General features: G+C 61.7%; 17 protein-coding genes. 11 read left to right on the top strand and 6 right to left on the bottom strand.

Annotated elements, in window-relative coordinates; translation table 11 throughout:
• Positions 1–11 precede the first annotated feature (11 nt).
• From ACEW8G_RS03410 to ACEW8G_RS03400, 3 genes are all read right to left on the bottom strand, one after another.
• Complete coding sequence (locus tag ACEW8G_RS03410) at positions 12–890, bottom strand: HprK-related kinase A (RefSeq protein WP_373487042.1); 879 nt, start codon at positions 888–890, stop codon at positions 12–14.
• A 77-nt stretch (positions 891–967) separates the two neighbouring features.
• Positions 968–1,321, bottom strand: coding sequence for a hypothetical protein (locus ACEW8G_RS03405; RefSeq protein WP_373487041.1), 354 nt, complete (start codon positions 1,319–1,321; stop codon positions 968–970).
• Positions 1,318–1,713 carry a hypothetical protein gene (locus ACEW8G_RS03400; protein WP_373487040.1) on the bottom strand — a complete coding sequence of 132 codons (396 nt, stop codon included), beginning with the start codon at positions 1,711–1,713 and terminating at the stop codon, positions 1,318–1,320. Before ACEW8G_RS03400 ends, ACEW8G_RS03405 begins: the two co-directional genes overlap by 4 nt.
• A gap of 199 nt (positions 1,714–1,912) precedes the next feature.
• Here ACEW8G_RS03400 and ACEW8G_RS03395 point away from each other — a divergent pair, with 199 nt between their 5' ends.
• The 8 genes from ACEW8G_RS03395 (at position 1,913) to ACEW8G_RS03360 (ending at position 10,587) form a co-directional block, all read left to right on the top strand.
• Entirely contained in the window at positions 1,913–3,208 is a 1,296-nt protein-coding gene (locus tag ACEW8G_RS03395; RefSeq protein WP_373487039.1) for an ATP-binding protein, read from the top strand.
• A 221-nt stretch (positions 3,209–3,429) separates the two neighbouring features.
• Positions 3,430–4,485 (top strand): substrate-binding domain-containing protein, encoded by a 1,056-nt coding sequence (locus ACEW8G_RS03390; protein WP_373487043.1) that lies wholly within the window; start codon positions 3,430–3,432, stop codon positions 4,483–4,485.
• Between the two features lie 92 nt (positions 4,486–4,577).
• Positions 4,578–5,957, top strand: coding sequence for a phosphate ABC transporter permease subunit PstC (gene pstC, locus ACEW8G_RS03385; RefSeq protein WP_373487038.1), 1,380 nt, complete (start codon positions 4,578–4,580; stop codon positions 5,955–5,957).
• The gene (pstA, locus tag ACEW8G_RS03380; RefSeq protein ID WP_373487037.1) at positions 5,950–7,233 is read left to right on the top strand and encodes a phosphate ABC transporter permease PstA; all 1,284 of its coding nucleotides are present in this window, start codon (positions 5,950–5,952) and stop codon (positions 7,231–7,233) included. Before pstC ends, pstA begins: the two co-directional genes overlap by 8 nt.
• A gap of 7 nt (positions 7,234–7,240) precedes the next feature.
• Positions 7,241–8,044 (top strand): phosphate ABC transporter ATP-binding protein PstB, encoded by an 804-nt coding sequence (pstB, locus tag ACEW8G_RS03375; protein ID WP_373487036.1) that lies wholly within the window; start codon positions 7,241–7,243, stop codon positions 8,042–8,044.
• 75 nt (positions 8,045–8,119) lie between these two features.
• Positions 8,120–8,836 (top strand): phosphate signaling complex protein PhoU, encoded by a 717-nt coding sequence (gene phoU / locus ACEW8G_RS03370; protein ID WP_373487035.1) that lies wholly within the window; start codon positions 8,120–8,122, stop codon positions 8,834–8,836.
• A gap of 19 nt (positions 8,837–8,855) precedes the next feature.
• Positions 8,856–9,551, top strand: a complete 696-nt coding sequence (gene phoB / locus ACEW8G_RS03365) for a phosphate regulon transcriptional regulator PhoB (protein WP_373487034.1) — start codon at positions 8,856–8,858, stop codon at positions 9,549–9,551.
• Positions 9,552–9,690: 139 nt separating this feature from the next.
• Positions 9,691–10,587 carry an SDR family oxidoreductase gene (locus ACEW8G_RS03360; RefSeq protein ID WP_373487033.1) on the top strand — a complete coding sequence of 299 codons (897 nt, stop codon included), beginning with the start codon at positions 9,691–9,693 and terminating at the stop codon, positions 10,585–10,587.
• Positions 10,588–10,614: 27 nt separating this feature from the next.
• On the opposite strand, the gene ACEW8G_RS03355 is transcribed toward ACEW8G_RS03360, so the two are convergent.
• A complete protein-coding gene (locus ACEW8G_RS03355) occupies positions 10,615–11,040 on the bottom strand; it encodes a DUF2147 domain-containing protein (RefSeq protein WP_373487032.1) in 426 nt (141 codons plus the stop codon).
• Positions 11,041–11,328: 288 nt separating this feature from the next.
• Positions 11,329–13,008 carry an energy-dependent translational throttle protein EttA gene (gene ettA / locus ACEW8G_RS03350; protein ID WP_373487031.1) on the bottom strand — a complete coding sequence of 560 codons (1,680 nt, stop codon included), beginning with the start codon at positions 13,006–13,008 and terminating at the stop codon, positions 11,329–11,331.
• 282 nt (positions 13,009–13,290) lie between these two features.
• Between ettA and ACEW8G_RS03345 the strand changes: the two genes are divergently transcribed.
• On the top strand, positions 13,291–13,830 hold the full coding sequence (locus ACEW8G_RS03345; RefSeq protein WP_373487030.1) for an RcnB family protein: 540 nt from the start codon (positions 13,291–13,293) through the stop codon (positions 13,828–13,830).
• Between the two features lie 76 nt (positions 13,831–13,906).
• Here ACEW8G_RS03345 and ACEW8G_RS03340 read toward each other — a convergent pair whose 3' ends face one another.
• Positions 13,907–14,395 (bottom strand): SH3 domain-containing protein, encoded by a 489-nt coding sequence (locus ACEW8G_RS03340; RefSeq protein WP_373487029.1) that lies wholly within the window; start codon positions 14,393–14,395, stop codon positions 13,907–13,909.
• Positions 14,396–14,503: 108 nt separating this feature from the next.
• On the opposite strand from ACEW8G_RS03340, the gene ACEW8G_RS03335 reads away from it, so the two are divergent.
• Together ACEW8G_RS03335 and ACEW8G_RS03330 are read left to right on the top strand one after the other, a co-directional pair.
• The gene (locus ACEW8G_RS03335; RefSeq protein WP_373487028.1) at positions 14,504–15,517 is read left to right on the top strand and encodes a 2-hydroxyacid dehydrogenase; all 1,014 of its coding nucleotides are present in this window, start codon (positions 14,504–14,506) and stop codon (positions 15,515–15,517) included.
• 157 nt (positions 15,518–15,674) lie between these two features.
• A partial coding sequence (locus ACEW8G_RS03330; protein ID WP_373487027.1) for an ammonium transporter occupies positions 15,675–16,456 on the top strand: 782 nt, incomplete at its 3' end.

Genomic DNA, 16,456 nt, shown 5'->3' with positions numbered 1-16,456 from the left:
CCAGCCATCGGTCATGTCGCACGCCCCGGGGCAAGTTCAGACCACAGCCGCTCGACCATCTCGACACCCTCTTCGCCGGTTGCATAATCGATGGCGCGTGCCGTCACGCCTTTCACAAAACCGGTGAGCGCGTCGAAGCCGCCTTCGCCCAGCGCGACATAATTGGTCGACGCCTGGGTCAGCCGCACGAAGCTCTCGGCCTCATCCACCCGGCGTATCGCGCGCGGCTCGCCGAAACGCGGAAACAACAGCAGCGCAGGCCGGGTCTGGCGCGCCATCAGCGCCACCGCCTCGCTGCGCGGACGCAGATGGCGGATGGTGCCCTTGGGGGTATCGGTCATCACCGGGCCGAAGCGTTCGTCGTCGTTCACCTCGCGCTGCATGAACGGTATGGCCTCGTTCTTGAGGCTGATCGGTCGCGGAAATGGCACGATCATGCCAGTCTCAGGATCGAGCAGGACAAATTCATCGCCCAGAAACCTCCAGCCACGCTCCCCCAGCAGCGCCGACAGTGTTGATTTGCCCGCCCCCGACACGCCGGTCATCACCACCGCATGGCCGCCGCGGGACACCGCGCTGGCATGCAGCAGCAGATGCCGCCGCCAGCCCAGCGCCATCTGCAGGTTGAGCGCCATTTCCGCCGCCAGCAGCGCCTGATCAAGCGGCAGCGGCGCGGCATCGGGCAAGGTGAAGTCGCCCGCGATTGCAACCGACGGGCGCAGCCAGCGCCGCAGCGGCGATGTCGCCTGCAGCCGCACGGTGAAGTCTGGCACCACCGGTTCGAGTGGATAGTCGCGATAAAGCGCTGTCAGCGCGTCAACCGGCGCGCGCCAATCGCTGCCGATGCGAAACCGCGCCGGGCCAACCGTGATGAAGCAACTATGGCGCATGGCCAGCGCCTTAGCCTCAGTCCTGCCTGCGTGAAAACGTAAATCCGCACCAACACTTTGGCGGCAAGCGTTTTTACTTAGGCTTGTTGCGCAATAGGCGCAGCTTTGGGATGCACGATCTGGACAAGCCCCAATTCGGCAAGTTCTGCAAGCCGCTGCCCGATCACCCGTTCATGGCTTTCATCAGGCGCATCGCCCTCGATCACAAACCGGTCGGCAATCAACGCATGCAGACCGAGCGCAGTCACGGCGCTGCCGGGTGCCAGTGCCGTCATTGCATTGAGCAGATCGGGCATCGGCTCGGCGATGAGATGGGTTAGCCCAGATGGCAGATGATAGATCGCTTCGAGCGCGCCCAATGGCACACGCTTTAATTCACCGGGCAGCAGCGCGGCATAGCGCGCAGACTCAGGTCCGCTGAGCCCCGTCAACGACGCGGCATCTGCAACGAGGCATAGCAGGTAAACCCGCTCTGGCCGTTCTGCAGCTTGCGAATATAGTTGAGATAGGCGCGCGACTGCTCGCGTGTCGCGCCGGGCAGATTGCGGCCCTGCAACGCCTGCCGCACTTCCTCTCCGGTAAAATCGCGCGGCGCAGGCGGGAACGCGCCCGGTGTATCGGGCGAGACCAGCGTGCCGGTGGCATCGATGAACATCCCCTTGCCGCGCTCTGGCACCGGGATCTTGCAGTTCAGCACCGATCCTGCCGCCTGGGCAAGCGCCGGGCGAATGCTGACGACAGCAGAGGTCGCCACCGCACCGATCAGCAAGGTCCGGCGCGATGCGTCGCCCAGCGTGTCTTTCGGTTCGGTGTTGTCGTCCATCGTCGTGTGTTTCCGTGGGGCCGCACCGCAACCGGCGCAAACCCGTGATCTGACATAGGGATGTTCGCCGCGCCAAGGCAAGGTGTTTGATCGCCTGTTCCGCTGCGGGACAGCCTGCCTGCCATAGGTAAAGCAATCGTTGTCGACCGGCCAATGGCCGTTGGCGTAACCCGGCCATCATCGCTATAATGACTGGTATATGGAACACTCATCCTCAACGGGCCTGAACGGCGGGCGATTTTTGTTTGCCACCGGGCTGTTGGTGGTGGGCGTTACGCTCAGCCAGGTGGCGAGCAGCAGCCTTGAACAGGCGATGATCTGCTTTGCGTCAGGGTTGGTCGCGCTGGTGGCGATGGTGGACCTGTCTGGCCCGGCAAAGACCAACCCGCAGGCGGCCGCGCCGATACGCGAACCCGAAAACAAACCGATCAGCCAGCATCGCGACTTTACCAGCTTTATCGATGGCTTGGCGGACCCGGTGCTGGTGTTGACCGGCACCAATGTTCGCCGGGCCAACAGCGCGGCGCGCAAGCTGCTCGGCGAATATTGCGTCGGTGAAGATATCCGGCTGGTCATCCGCCACCCTGCCGCCGCCGACTTTTTAACCGATCCAAACCATGCACCGGGCAATGGCCCGATCCAACTCGTCGGCATCGGCAGCCGCGATCAGCGCTGGGAAATGCAGGTTCGCGATATTCCGGGCGGTGAACGCATCCTGTTCCTGTGGGACCGCTCGGGCATGTATGCGGTCGAGCGGATGCGCACCGACTTTGTTGCCAACGCCAGCCATGAATTGCGCACCCCGCTCGCCTCGATCAAGGGTTTCATCGAAACGCTTGAGGACAGCGAGGCGGGCGATGACCCCGAGGTCCGCAAGCGCTTTTTGAACGTGATGTTCCGCGAAGCGAACCGGATGCAGAAGCTGATCGAGGATCTGATTTCGCTCTCGCGGATCGAAGCCGACAAATTCCGCGTGCCCGATACGCCGGTCAATCTGCCCGAACTGATGCGCGAGGTACAGACGGTCTTTGCTCAAAGCCATGGCGAGCGCGGGAAAGATGTCGTGCTCGACATAGACGACGATCTGCCCCCGATGCGCGGTGACCGCGCCCAATTATCGCAGGTGTTGCACAATCTTGTATCGAACAGCATGAAATATGGCCAGGCGGGCACGCCGGTGACGCTTGGCCTGCACGCCTCGCGCAACGGCGCGCTGATCAGGCTGTCGGTCAGCGATTGCGGCGAAGGCATCGCGCCCGAACATCTGCCGCGACTGACCGAGCGCTTCTACCGGGTCGATTCGAGCCGCAGCCGCGCCATCGGCGGCACCGGCCTTGGTCTGTCGATCGTGAAGCATGTGGTCGAGCGACACCGCGGCCGGCTGGAGATTGACAGCGCCCTGCAGCGCGGCACCAGCGTCACCATCACCCTGCCCGCCGACCCGCGCGTCGCGGCAGTGCTGCCTGCCAGCAGCCCCGAGGCCGCGCCGGCCTGATGAGAAACCACAGTTGCGTCAGCATCCGCTCCGGGATCGTTGTCACAAAAGGTTCATGTTTTTGTCATGTCCGGGCAATCGCCCCTTCCTATCGGCAATCGGGTCAGGGGCTAAGGTGACGTTGACGCATCGCGTCAGATGATTCTGTCATGTTTGGGCTGGCCGCTCCTGTCAAGCCATAGAGACGGATTGCGCAGACGCGCAGCCGGAGGGAAGGAAATCTGGTGTCGATCAGCAAGCTCGCTTTTGCCTGCCTACCCATTCTCGCGCTTGCCGCCTGCCAGGACCCGGCATCGACCAGTCAGGGCAGCAGCCGCAGCGAAATCCGCATCGTCGGATCGTCCACCGTCTTCCCGTTCGCCAAGGCAGCGGCAGAGCAGTTTACCAATGCCGATGTCGAGCGCCCTTCCCCCATCCTCGAATCGACCGGCACCGGCGGTGGCATCGAGCTGTTTTGCTCGGGCGTCGGCGCGAACACGCCCGATATCGCCAACGCCTCGCGCCGGATGAAGGCGGCGGAATTCGAACGCTGCACCGCCAATGGCGTGACAGAGATCATCGAATTGCAGATCGGTTTTGACGGGATTGCGCTGGCACAATCTGTGAACGGCCCCGAACTGTCGCTGACCGTGGCACAGTTCTATGAAGCGCTCGCTGCGCAGCCGTTTGGCAAGCCCAACAACACGACGCAGCGCTGGCCCGATTTGAACCCGGCCCTGCCCGATGTGCGGATCAATATCTTCGGCCCTCCCGCGACATCGGGCACGCGTGATGCGCTTGAAGAGATTATCATGGAGAAGGGCTGCACCTCCGATCCGAAAATCGCCGCGCTGGCAGACAGCGACAAGGAGCAGTTCGAGACCGTTTGTCATACGGTGCGCACTGATGGCCCATATATCGATGCCGGTGAGAACGACAATCTGATCGTGCAGAAGCTCAAGGCCAACCCCAACAGCGTCGGCATTTTCAGCTACAGCTATCTGTCTGAAAATGCTGCGACGGTGCGGGGCGTGAAACTTAACGGGATCGAACCGAGCTATGCCACCATCGAAAGCGGCGAGTATCCCGGCGCACGTCCGATGTACCTGTACATCAAGAAGAAGCACGTCGATGTCATCCCCGGTCTGCGCGAATATCTCAAGGAGTTCATCTTCGGGGCATCGCCGGACAATTATCTGACCAAGATCGGTCTGATTTCAGGGTCCGCAGCGTTGCGCAAAGAGATGACCGGCCGGATCGACAATCTTGTGGTGCTCGATGGCAAAGTGCTGGATTAAGGCTGAGACCAGATCATGATGATTGTCTCATTGCCCGCACCGTCAGGTGCCAAAGCCACAGTGACTGTTTTCAGGACATGGATGCGCGGCGCATGACCAGCACCGCCGTCATTTTCATGATCTTTGGCTTGGGGCTGTTTACCTGGGTCTATGCCAGGTCACGCGCCAACCGGTTCCTGCTGGCAGGCGGCCAGAATGTGAATTCTCTGCCCAGCTATCATGGCTGGTATGCGGCGCTTTGGGCGGTCATCCCGGCAGTGGCATTCGTCGTGCTGTGGACCGCGATTGCACCTGCGCTGGGGTCATTTGCTGTGCTGGACAACCCTCTGGCCGCCTCGCTGCCCGATGACCCGTTTGCGCGCGCCGCCATTCTGGCAGAAGCCCGGCTGCTGTCGCGCAACCCTGATCTTAAGGTGTTCAGCGATGCCGCGCAGCAACTGGCCCCGCTCTACAAGGCCGCAGATTCGCGCTATGCGATGATCGGCGGACTCGCCGCGTTTCTGCTATGCTTTGCGGGCGGCGCCTATGCCTTTACCCGGATCAAGCCGGACTTCCGGGCCCGTTCGCGGGTCGAACGGGTGGTGATGCTGACGCTATTGCTCGCCTCGCTGATCGCCATTCTCGCGACGCTCGGCATCGTCGCATCGTTGATTTTCGAAACCATCCGCTTTTTTGGCATGGTCTCCCCCTTCGAATTCCTGTTCGGGCTCGATTGGACCCCAAGCACAGACGTGGTCGATGGCAAGGCAACCGGCGACTTTGGCGCAGTGCCGTTGTTCTGGGGCACGGTGTTCATCGGCGCGATCATCGCCATGTCCATCGCGATCCCGTTCGGGCTGATGAGCGCGATTTACCTCACCCAATATGCCAGCGTGAACACGCGCAAATGGATGAAGCCGATCCTGGAGATCCTGGCCGGCGTGCCGACTGTGGTTTACGGTTATTTCGCCGCGCTGACGGTTGCCCCGGCGCTGCGCAGCTTTGCCGCGATGATCGGCGTTCCCAACGCCTCGTCGGAATCGGCGCTCGCCGCAGGTTTGGTGATGGGGGTGATGATCATTCCGTTTGTTTCCTCGATGGCCGATGACAGCATCACCGCCGTGCCCGCCAGCATGCGTGACGGCTCTCTCGCAATGGGCGCGACCAAGAGCGAGACGATCAAGAAAGTGCTGATCCCCGCCGCGCTGCCCGGCGTGGTCGGCGGTGTGCTGCTCGCCGTCAGCCGCGCGATCGGGGAAACGATGATCGTGGTGATGGCCGCGGGGCTTGCCGCGAACCTCACCGCCAACCCGTTTGCCAGCGTCACCACCGTAACCACGCAGATCGTCCAGCTGCTCACCGGAGACAATGATTTCGACAGCCCGATGACGCTCGCGGCCTTTGCGCTCGGCCTTACCCTGTTCGTCGTCACCCTGCTGCTCAATCTTGTGGCGCTGCAGATCGTCAAGAAATATCGGGAGGCTTATGACTGACGCAGCCGAAACCCAGCCTGACCAACGCCCGCGTCAGCAGACCGACTGGATGGGGCCGCAGATGCAGAAGCGCATCGCCGGTCGCTACGCCTCCGAACAGCGGTTCAAGCTGCTCGGGCTGGCTGCGGTCACGATTTCTGCGCTGTTTCTTGCCTTTCTGCTGTTTGTCATGGTCGGCAATGGCGCCCAGGGCTTCATCAGCACCGAGGCCAGCTTGACCGTTGACCTGCCGGCGGCGACCGGCGGCGTCACGCCCGATGAACTGCGCGGCAACCGCCTGCGCGCCACCATGTCATCGATCGACATCCGCCGCATCTATGACACCGCCGTCGAGACGCAATATGGTGAAGACGGCGCGCGCTTTTTTGCTGGCAATGCCTGGACACGGCTGCGCGACCAGCTGACCCGCAACCCCGAGCTTGTTTCGAAAAGGGCCGTATTCTGGCTGCCGACATCGAGTGACATCGATCGCGCGGCCAAGGAAGGCTCAACCCCCAAAGCCGAAGCCGACTATCAGCAGCTGCAAGCAGCCGGTGACGTGCGCTCGGTTTTCAACATGGGCTTCCTGCGCAATTCTGACGGCACTGATCCTACCCAGGTGGGCATCTGGGGGGCGTTCAAGGGCTCGTTGATCACGATGGTCATCACCTTGGTACTCGCGTTTCCGATCGGCGTGTTGGCAGCTGTGTATCTTGAAGAATACGCACCGAAAAACCGGCTGACCGACATCATTGAGGTGTCGATCAACAATCTTGCCGCAGTGCCCTCGATCATTTTCGGCCTGCTTGGTCTCGCGGTGTTTCTGCAAGTTCTTGCGCTGCCGCGCTCGGCGGCGCTGGTCGGCGGCCTGACGCTGGCGCTGATGACCATGCCGGTGATCGTGATCGCCTCGCGCAACGCGATCAAGGCGGTGCCACCCTCGATCCGCGAGGCTGCGCTTGGCGTCGGCGCCAGTCCCATCCAGGTCGTGTTTCACCACGTCCTGCCGCTCGCCATCCCCGGTATCATGACCGGCACAATCATCGGCATGGCGCGCGCGCTCGGCGAAACCGCGCCGCTGCTGATGATCGGGATGCGCGCTTTCACAACCACACCGCCGCAGGGCATCACCGATCCGGCGACCGTGTTGCCGGTGCAGATTTTCCTCTGGTCGGACGAGGTCAATCGCGGGTTTGTTGAAAAAACCTCTGCTGCGATCATCGTCCTGCTGATTTTCCTGCTCACAATGAATGCGTTTGCGGTTTATCTGCGCAATCGCTTTGAAAAACGTTGGTAACCTGTTGATGACCGAAACCGCGCTCGCACAAGAACCCGTCGCCCATACGCAGGCACCGCACAAGATGTCGGCGCACAACGTCAAAGTGTTCTACGGCACCAACGAAGCCATCAAGGGCGTGTCGATTGACATCGACATGGACAATGTCGTGGCGTTCATCGGGCCTTCGGGCTGCGGGAAATCCACCTTCCTGCGCACACTCAATCGCATGAACGATACGATTGCGAGTGCGCGGGTCGAAGGTGACATCACGCTCGACGGGCAGGACATCTATTCCAGCGCAATGGATGTGGTGCAGCTGCGCGCGCGCGTTGGCATGGTGTTTCAAAAGCCCAATCCGTTCCCCAAATCGATTTACGACAACGTTGCCTACGGGCCGCGCATCCACGGCCTCGCTACTGCCAAGGCCGAACTTGACCAGATCGTCGAGAACTCGCTGGTGCGCGCCGGGCTGTGGAACGAGGTCAAGGACCGGCTGAACGAAAGCGGCACCGCGCTGTCAGGCGGGCAGCAGCAGCGGCTGTGCATCGCGCGCGCCATTGCGGTGGATCCCGAGGTGATCCTGATGGACGAGCCTTGCTCGGCGCTCGACCCGATCGCCACCGCCAAGATTGAGGAACTGATCCACGAGCTGCGCGGTCGCTATGCGATCGTCATTGTCACCCACAATATGCAGCAGGCTGCGCGCGTCTCACAGAAAACCGCATTCTTCCACCTTGGCACGATGGTCGAGTATGGCGACACCTCAGACATATTCACCAATCCCAAACAAGATCGCACCCGCGACTATATCACCGGACGATACGGCTGATTTGAGCGGACTGCCGGGTTGCAATGCTTGCTTTATCTTAGTGCTGGCCCGATACTATAGTTTTATGGAAACACAATGCACCCCAGCCACAACGAACACACGCTCAAGGCCTTTGACGGCGATCTGACCTCATTGCGCGGGCTGATCGCCGAGATCGGCGGTCGCGCCGAAAAGGCTGTGCAGGATGCCATGCTGGCGCTGGCCACCCATGATCTGGCGCTTGCGCAGCAGGTGATTGCTGGTGATGCGAAAATCGATGCGCTCGAGGACCAGATCGACCGGCTGGTTATCCAGACCATCGCGCTGCGCGCTCCGATGGCCGACGACCTGCGCGAACTGGTCGCGGCGCTCAAGATCTCAGGGGTGGTCGAGCGGATGGGCGATTATGCCAAAAACATCGCCAAGCGCGTCGCGCTGGTGGACGCAAACCACAATATCGAGGCCGCCGATCTGCTGCCGGCCATGGCTGATGCTACGCGGCAGCTGGTCGATGATGCCTTCACCGCCTTTGCCCGGCGCGATGCCGATCTGGCGGTGGCGGTCTGCGCGCAGGACAAAACGGTCGATGACTTCTACAACAGCATCTTTCACGCGCTGATCGCGCATATGATCGCCAACCCGGATCATGTCGGTGCAGGCACCCACCTGCTGTTCATCGCCAAAAACCTTGAACGGATCGGCGATCATGCCACCAATGTCGCCGAGATGGTCTTTTTCGCGGTCACCGGCCAGTCGATGAACGAGCGCGAACGCGGCGATGATGCGCTGGCTCCGGTGCGCCATGCTTTTTAGTAGAGAAAGCTGAACAACGATGACAACGCCCCACCTGCTGCTGGTCGAGGACGACATGGCGCTTTCGGAACTTGTGTCATGGCATTTTGACAAGCAGGGATTTCGGGTAAGCCACACACCCGATGGCGAGGAGGCGATGTTGATCGCGCGCGAGCAGCGGCCCGATATCGTGCTGCTCGACTGGATGATCGAGAACCTGTCGGGCATCGAGGTATGCCGCCGCCTGCGCCGCGACAATGACACATCCAACATCCCGATCATCATGATGTCGGCGCGCGGTGAAGAGGAAGACCGGGTGCGCGGGCTGGACATCGGCGCAGACGATTATGTCACCAAGCCGTTCTCGCCGCGTGAGCTCATCGCGCGCGTCAACGCCGTGCTGCGGCGGGTGCGCCCGGCGCTGGCGGGCGAGGCCTTGAGCTTTGCCGATATCGAAATGGACACGGTGGGCTACAAGGTGAAGCGCGCCGGGCACACCGTGCCGCTTGGCCCAACCGAATTCCGGCTGCTGCGCCATTTCCTTGAGCATCCCGGCTGGGTGTTTTCGCGCGAGCGCTTGCTCGATAGCGTGTGGGGGCACGACAGCGATATTGAGATTCGCACCGTTGACGTTCACATCCGCCGCCTGCGCAAGGCGCTCAATGCCAATGGCCAGCCCGACATCATCCGCACCGTGCGCTCGGCCGGCTATGCGCTTGACAGCGAACTGGCCTGATCGCCGTAACGTCAGCGCTGATTGACGCGAACGTCAATCAGCTCATGACCGCCAACGGGCTTGCCAAGCGCGGCAACAAGGCTAAAACCCGCGTTATTCCGAGCGTCGGTGCGCGCACGATACGAGAGGAAGCCATATCATGACCATCAGTTTCAAGGACCGCATCGCGATTGTCACCGGCGCAGGTGGCGGCCTGGGCCGTGCCTATGCGATTGATCTGGCGGCACGCGGCGCGAAGGTCGTGGTCAACGATCTGGGCGGCGCGCGCGATGGCACCGGAACATCGGATGCCGCCGCGCAGGTGGTTGAAGAGATCAAGGCGGCGGGCGGCGAGGCAATGGCCAATGGCGGGTCGGTCACCGAATATGAGCAGATGGTCGAGATGGTCGCCAAGACAAGGGAAGCATGGGGCGGCGTCCACGTGCTGATCAACAACGCCGGCATCCTGCGCGACAAGAGCTTTGCCAAGATGGAACCGGCGGACTTCGATCTGGTGGTCAAGGTCCACCTGATTGGATCGGCCAACTGCACCAAGGCGGTGTGGGAAACGATGCGCGAGCAAAATTATGGCCGCATCCTGATGACCGCCTCATCGACCGGGCTTTACGGCAACTTTGGCCAGGCCAACTACGGCGCGGCCAAGCTGGGGCTCGCAGGCCTCACCAAGACGCTGTATCTTGAAGGCGCGAAGAACAACATCAAGGTCAACACGCTCGCGCCGGTGGCGGGCACGCGGATGACCGAAGACATTTTCCCGCCCGAAGCCTTCAAGGCTTTCAACCCTGAAAATGTCGTGCCTGCGGCGGTCTATCTGGTATCAGAGGACGCGCCGACCAACATGATCATTGGCGCGGGCGCAGGTGCATTCCACGCTGCCTATGTGACGATGACCCAGGGCGCTGCGCTGCCCGAGGGCGAACGCACCGCAGAGGGCGTAGCGCGCATCTTTGACAAGATTACCGACCGCACCGGCGAGACCGTGCCGCAGTCAGGCTCTGAACAGGCGATGACGATCATGCGGCTGCTGCAGGGCTGATCGCCGGTCTGGCAGGCGGCGGCGCGCCTATTTGCGCCGCCAGACCTGCGATTTACACAGCAACCCGCCCATAATGCAGCCACTGATCTTGATCGTATTCTGGTCAAGTTGGCGGATGGTCGAAAAAAACGTGTCACCCATATCGGGCACAAACACCTGGCCCTGCCATTTGCCGTCCCCTTTGGGTTTGTAATTGCGCAGCAGGCTGGTGCCGACCAACTGCGGTGTGCCGCCATCACGCGCCTCGGCCTTGGCGGTATCGCTGGCCCATTTGACCCAGCCGCACAGCATGGTCCCACACGAATCGGTGGTGACAATGACATCGCCGGTCGGGTTTTCCCACGTGCCGTGAATGCCCTGCGCATCTGCCGCCCGAGCCTGCGCGGACCCGGCGAGCGCCGCAGTCATCAGTCCGATAGCATATCCCGGCTTCGCCGCCAGAGTGAACATCATTTACGACCCTTTGATCAGTCGCCCGGTTGATCCGGGACTGGCTCCACTGGGCAGAAAACGCACAACTATGGCAATGCGTTGCGACCCTCCAGCGAACATGCATGAACGGCTGGCACATGGCCAGACCGAAGTTTTAGTGGCGATACAATTACGTGCACCGTCCCAGACCGCGCAAACGCGTTGCGAACGCCGCAGCGAGAACACTCTCATCTTGAGCGGAAACGTTCTTATCTTTTGATGCCGCGCTTTTCAGGTCATTGACCGGAAACGGTCAATTTAAGACCTGCTCTAACGGGTCAATTTCTTGTAGCTCATCCGGTGCGGGCGATCCGCCTCGTCGCCGAGGCGGCGGCGCTTGTCTTCCTCGTAGCTTTCGAAGTTGCCCTCAAACCATTCGACATGGCTATCACCCTCAAACGCGAGGATATGGGTACAGAGGCGATCGAGGAAAAAGCGGTCATGGCTGATCACCACCGCGCAGCCGGCGAAGCTCTCCAACGCCTCTTCAAGCGCGCGCAGCGTTTCGACATCGAGATCGTTGGTCGGCTCATCGAGCAGCAGCACGTTGCCCCCTTCTTTGAGCATCTTGGCCATGTGGACGCGGTTGCGTTCACCGCCCGAAAGCTGCCCGACCTTTTTCTGCTGGTCCTGTCCCTTGAAGTTGAACGCGCCGACATAGGCGCGGGTGGCGACCTCGTGCTTGCCCAACTTGAAGAAATCATGCCCGTCTGAGATTTCTTCCCACACGTTCTTCGCTGAATCGAGATGATCGCGGCTCTGGTCGACATAGCCGAGCTTGACCGTATCGCCGATGGCAATGGTGCCGCTATCGGGCTGTTCCTTGCCGGTGATCAGCTTGAACAACGTCGTCTTGCCCGCGCCGTTGGGCCCGATCACACCGACAATGCCGCCCGGCGGCAGCATGAACGACAGGTTTTCGAACAGCAGCTTGTCGCCGAACGCCTTGGTCAGGCCATGCGCTTCGATCACCTTGCCGCCGAGGCGTTCGGGCGTCTGGATGACGATCTGCGCCTTGCCGGGGCTGCGGTTTTCCTGTGCCTCGACCAGTTCATCGAACGCACGGATACGCGCCTTGGATTTGGTCTGGCGCGCCTTGGGGCTTTGCCGGATCCACGCGAGCTCGTCCTGAATCGCCTTCTGGCGACCCTCGTCCTCGCGCGATTCCTGCTGCAGCCGCTGCGCCTTCTTGTCGAGATAGGTCGAGTAATTGCCTTCGTAGACAAAATATTTGCCGCGATCGAGTTCGAGAATCCAGTTGACGACATTGTCGAGGAAATAGCGGTCATGGGTGACGAGGATGACGTTACCCGGATAATCGACGAGGTGCTTTTCAAGCCAGGCGACGCTTTCGGCATCGAGGTGGTTGGTCGGCTCATCGAGCAACAGGATGCCCGGCTTTTCGAGCAGCAGTCGGCACAATGCGACACGGCGCTTTTCGCCGCCTGACAGGCTGGTGACATTGGCGTCGCCCGGAGGGCAGCGTAGCGCGTCCATCGCAATTTCTAGCTGGTTGTCGAGCGTCCAGCCATCGATCGCGTCGATCTTTTCCTGCAGCGTGCCCATTTCTTCCATCAGCGCGTCGAAATCAGCATCCTCGGGAGGGTCGGCCATCAGGTTGCTGATCTCGTCGAAGCGCTCAACCAGATCGGCGACCGGTCGCACCCCGTCCATCACGTTCTGCTTGACCGTCTTGGTCGCGTCGAGCTCGGGCTCCTGCGCCAGATAGCCGACGGTGATGCCCTCGCCAGCCCAGGCCTCGCCGGTGAAGTCCTTGTCCATGCCGGCCATAATCTTCATCAGCGTCGACTTGCCCGATCCGTTGGGGCCGACAATGCCAATCTTGGCATCGGAATAAAATTGCAGGTGGATGCCGTTGAGCACCGGCTTGTTCGCCGCCGGATAGGTCTTGGTCAGACCTTTCATCACATAGGAATATTGTGCGGCCATGGTCGAAAACGCCTTTTGTGCGGAAGTTTTAAGGATTGCCCCGCGCCTTAGCGATGGCGCGCGCCACGGGCAAGGCAGCATTGGCAAATCGGGCGCTGATAGCCTCGGCTGAGCAGAGGTGCGTGGAACGGCAGAACCATCCGCGCGATCGCTTGCCCGTTACAGCTTGCGACAATGTTTCTTGAAAATGAGCAGCGCATTCGCAACTCGTTCATACTAGTGGGCGTATTCCTGAACATCACCGGAGCAAGCCCCCATCCGGCGACGACAGGAGTTAGACCCATGAAACTGATGACCAAGGCCCTTATCGGGACTTTAATGCTGACGACGGCTCTGCCTGTCGCGTCTGTATCCGCCTTCGGCCAATCACGCGGAGAAGTATACCGTTCGGAACGCGATTTGCGCCAGGAACAGCAGCGTCTGCAGCGTGATCGGCAGGATCTGCGGCAGGCCCAGCGCTACGGCAACCAGCGCGATGTGCGCGAAGAACGCCGCGACGTGCGTGACCAGCGCCGTGATGTGCGGGATGCGCGTCAGGAGTATCGCGAAGACCTGCGCGACTATAATCGCTATCGGTCGAGCAATCGCAATGCCTTCCGCGCCCAGCCGTTCCGCGCCAACTTCCGCTATCAGCAGTTTCGGCCTGGTGTGACGATTGCCCCCCGCTTCTATGGCCAGCGCTATGTCGTGAACAATTATCGCGCCTATCGCCTGCCCGTCCCCGGCGCGCGTCAGCAGTGGGTACGGCACTATAACGATGTGTTGCTGATCAATGCCCGCACCGGCCGCGTGCTCCGCGTGATCCCGAATTTCTACTGGTAAGTCCTTTCCCGGTAGAATGAACGCCCGCCCATCCTTTGGTCCGAGGGGTGGGCGGGTCCCGTTTGCACTGGCATGATCAGGGCGCGCCCGGCCCCCACAGGTGATCCTGCCGCATCCAGCCTGCACGCTTTTGCACCGCAAATTCGCACCAGCCCTTTTCGCAGTCTCCCAGCGTGCCGACCACCCCCGGCGCGGCGCGCCAGAGCAGCTTTGCGCTTTCTTGCGGCGCGGCGCGAATTGCATGTTCGCCGCCGATGACGATGGCGGTGCGCTTGCGGCTGAGGTTGTCCGAATGCATCCAGCCGATCCAGCCTTCCGGGTCCTGAATCTGACGCCATACACTGTAACGCTTGACCACCTTGACCGGCAGATCGACCCGGCGATACACCCATTCAATCGGATAGGTGGTCAAGGGTCCGGCACGGGCATAGGCCTTGTCGGCACGGATCGATGCCCAATAGGGCGTCTCGACCTCCATCTGCGCTGTTGCCTGCTGGCCAGCCAATGGCATCAGGACGACAATCGCTATCGCCGCAAGAATAGCAAACACCCTGTGCCGTTGCATGACCGTTCATCCCACACCTGCCCCGCCAACGCGTGACTTAGCGGTAAAAAAGCCCGACTAGCAAGTGCTGTAGCTTGACCTTTGCCGATCTTGCGGCATAGGCAAGACATGCCTGTTGCTCCCGCCCCGCCCCATGCCCCTGGCGCGCGCCCGCGCGTCGTCGTCACCCGCAGGCTGGCCCCCGTGGTCGAAGCGCGCATGGCGGAATTGTTTGACGCAACCTTCAATGAAGATGACCATCCATTCAGCCGCGATGAACTTGCAGCCGCAATGCAGGACTGCGATGTGCTGGTGCCGACCGTGACCGATCATCTGGATGCAGAGTTGATTGCCGGCGCGGGCGACCGGCTGAAACTGCTCGCCAATTTTGGCGCAGGTGTCGATCACATCGACCTTAAAGCCGCACGCGCGCGCGGTATCATTATCACCAACACGCCCGGCGTCTTCACTGACGATACAGCGGACATGACGATGGCGCTGATCCTGTCAGTGCCGCGACGGTTGGCCGAAGGCGAAAAGCTGGTGCGTTCGGGCCAGTGGGAAGGCTGGAGCCCGTCGGGGATGCTTGGTCATCGTATCGGCGGCAAGCAGCTCGGCATCATCGGCATGGGCCGCATCGGCCAGGCCGTCGCGCACCGTGCGCGCGGATTTGGCATGGATGTGCGCTACCATAACCGCCGCCGCCTGCCCGAAAGCCTTGAGCAAATGCTCGGTGCGACGTTTGAGCCCGATGTCGATGCGCTGATCGCAGGCTCCGACATCATCACGCTGCATTGTCCGCGCAGCCCGGAAACGCGCGGGCTGCTCGATGCCCGCCGCATCGCGCTGATGAAGCCCAGCGCCTATCTGATCAACACCGCGCGCGGCGAGATCGTCAATGAGCCTGCGCTGATCGACGCGCTGGAGGCCGAGCGCATCGCCGGCGCCGGCCTCGATGTCTACACCCACGAACCGCTCGTCGATCCGCGCCTGCTTGCGCTCAGGAACGTCGTGCTGCTGCCGCATGTTGGCAGCGCAACCTTTGAAGGCCGCAAGGTGGCAGGCGAAAAGGTGATCGCCAACATCCGCTTCTGGTTCGATGGCCACCGCCCGCCCGATCAGGTGCTTGAAGGCTGGATGTAAAGGACAAGATCGCTGGCGTTGGCGGCATGACCTGTTGCAGACAGAACGGCAATGCAGCACGCAAATCTTAATTGAATATTTGCCAAGATGTTGCAGATACGCGAGCATCATTATGGCCGCATGCGGTGTCGGCCTGCTCAGGCGGAAAGTGGTATCTATGTTCGCAAGACTGGCGCGCGCTCCGGGGCTTGGGCTGATGCTGATCGCAGCACTGGCAGCCAGCCCGGCATGGGCGGCCCCCGCGATGGTCGAACTCGCGCCGATCGACCCGAGCAATGCGGGCGACACCGCCTGGATGCTCACCGCCGCTGCCTTTGTCATGCTGTTCGCGCTGCCGGGTATCGCGCTGGTCAACGCTTGCCGTGGACCCGCGCACGCTGCGCTGTCGGTGCTGTTGCAGGCAGGCGCGATTGCCGCACTGGTCTCGCTGCTCTGGGTCATGGTCGGCTATACGCTGGGCTTCGGCAATGCGCGCGGCGGCGTGATCGGCGATGGCAATGCGTGGATGCTGATTGTGCTGGGCAACGTGCGCTTTGGCACGGAGGTCCCCGAAAGCGCGTTCGTGTTGTTCCAGATCGCGGGCGCGATGCTGGCGGCGGTGATCGTCGCAGGCTGCTGGGCGGGACGCACCCGTTTCGGCTGGGCTTTGGCCTTTGGCGGCCTGTGGAGCCTGATCGTCTATGCACCGGTCGCGCACTGGGTCTGGGGCGGCGGCTGGCTCGGCGCCTATGGCGTGGTCGATTACGCGGGCGGCATCGCGCTCCATTTCTCAGCGGGCGTATCTGCGCTGGTTGCGGCGTTAATGGTCGGGCGGCGCACCGGCTGGCCGAACGCGCCCCACGCTGCCATGCTCGCGCTGGCTGGGTCAATGCTGCTGTTTGTGGGCAATTTCGCGCTGGTCGGCGGCTGGACGCTCGCCGCTACCGATGACGCGAGCAG

The sequence above is a fragment of the Blastomonas sp. genome, from assembly GCF_041747255.1.
GTDB lineage: Bacteria > Pseudomonadota > Alphaproteobacteria > Sphingomonadales > Sphingomonadaceae > Blastomonas.
The sequence above is the reverse complement of the archived record's forward strand: the minus strand, read 5'-3'. Positions and strand labels throughout refer to the sequence as shown.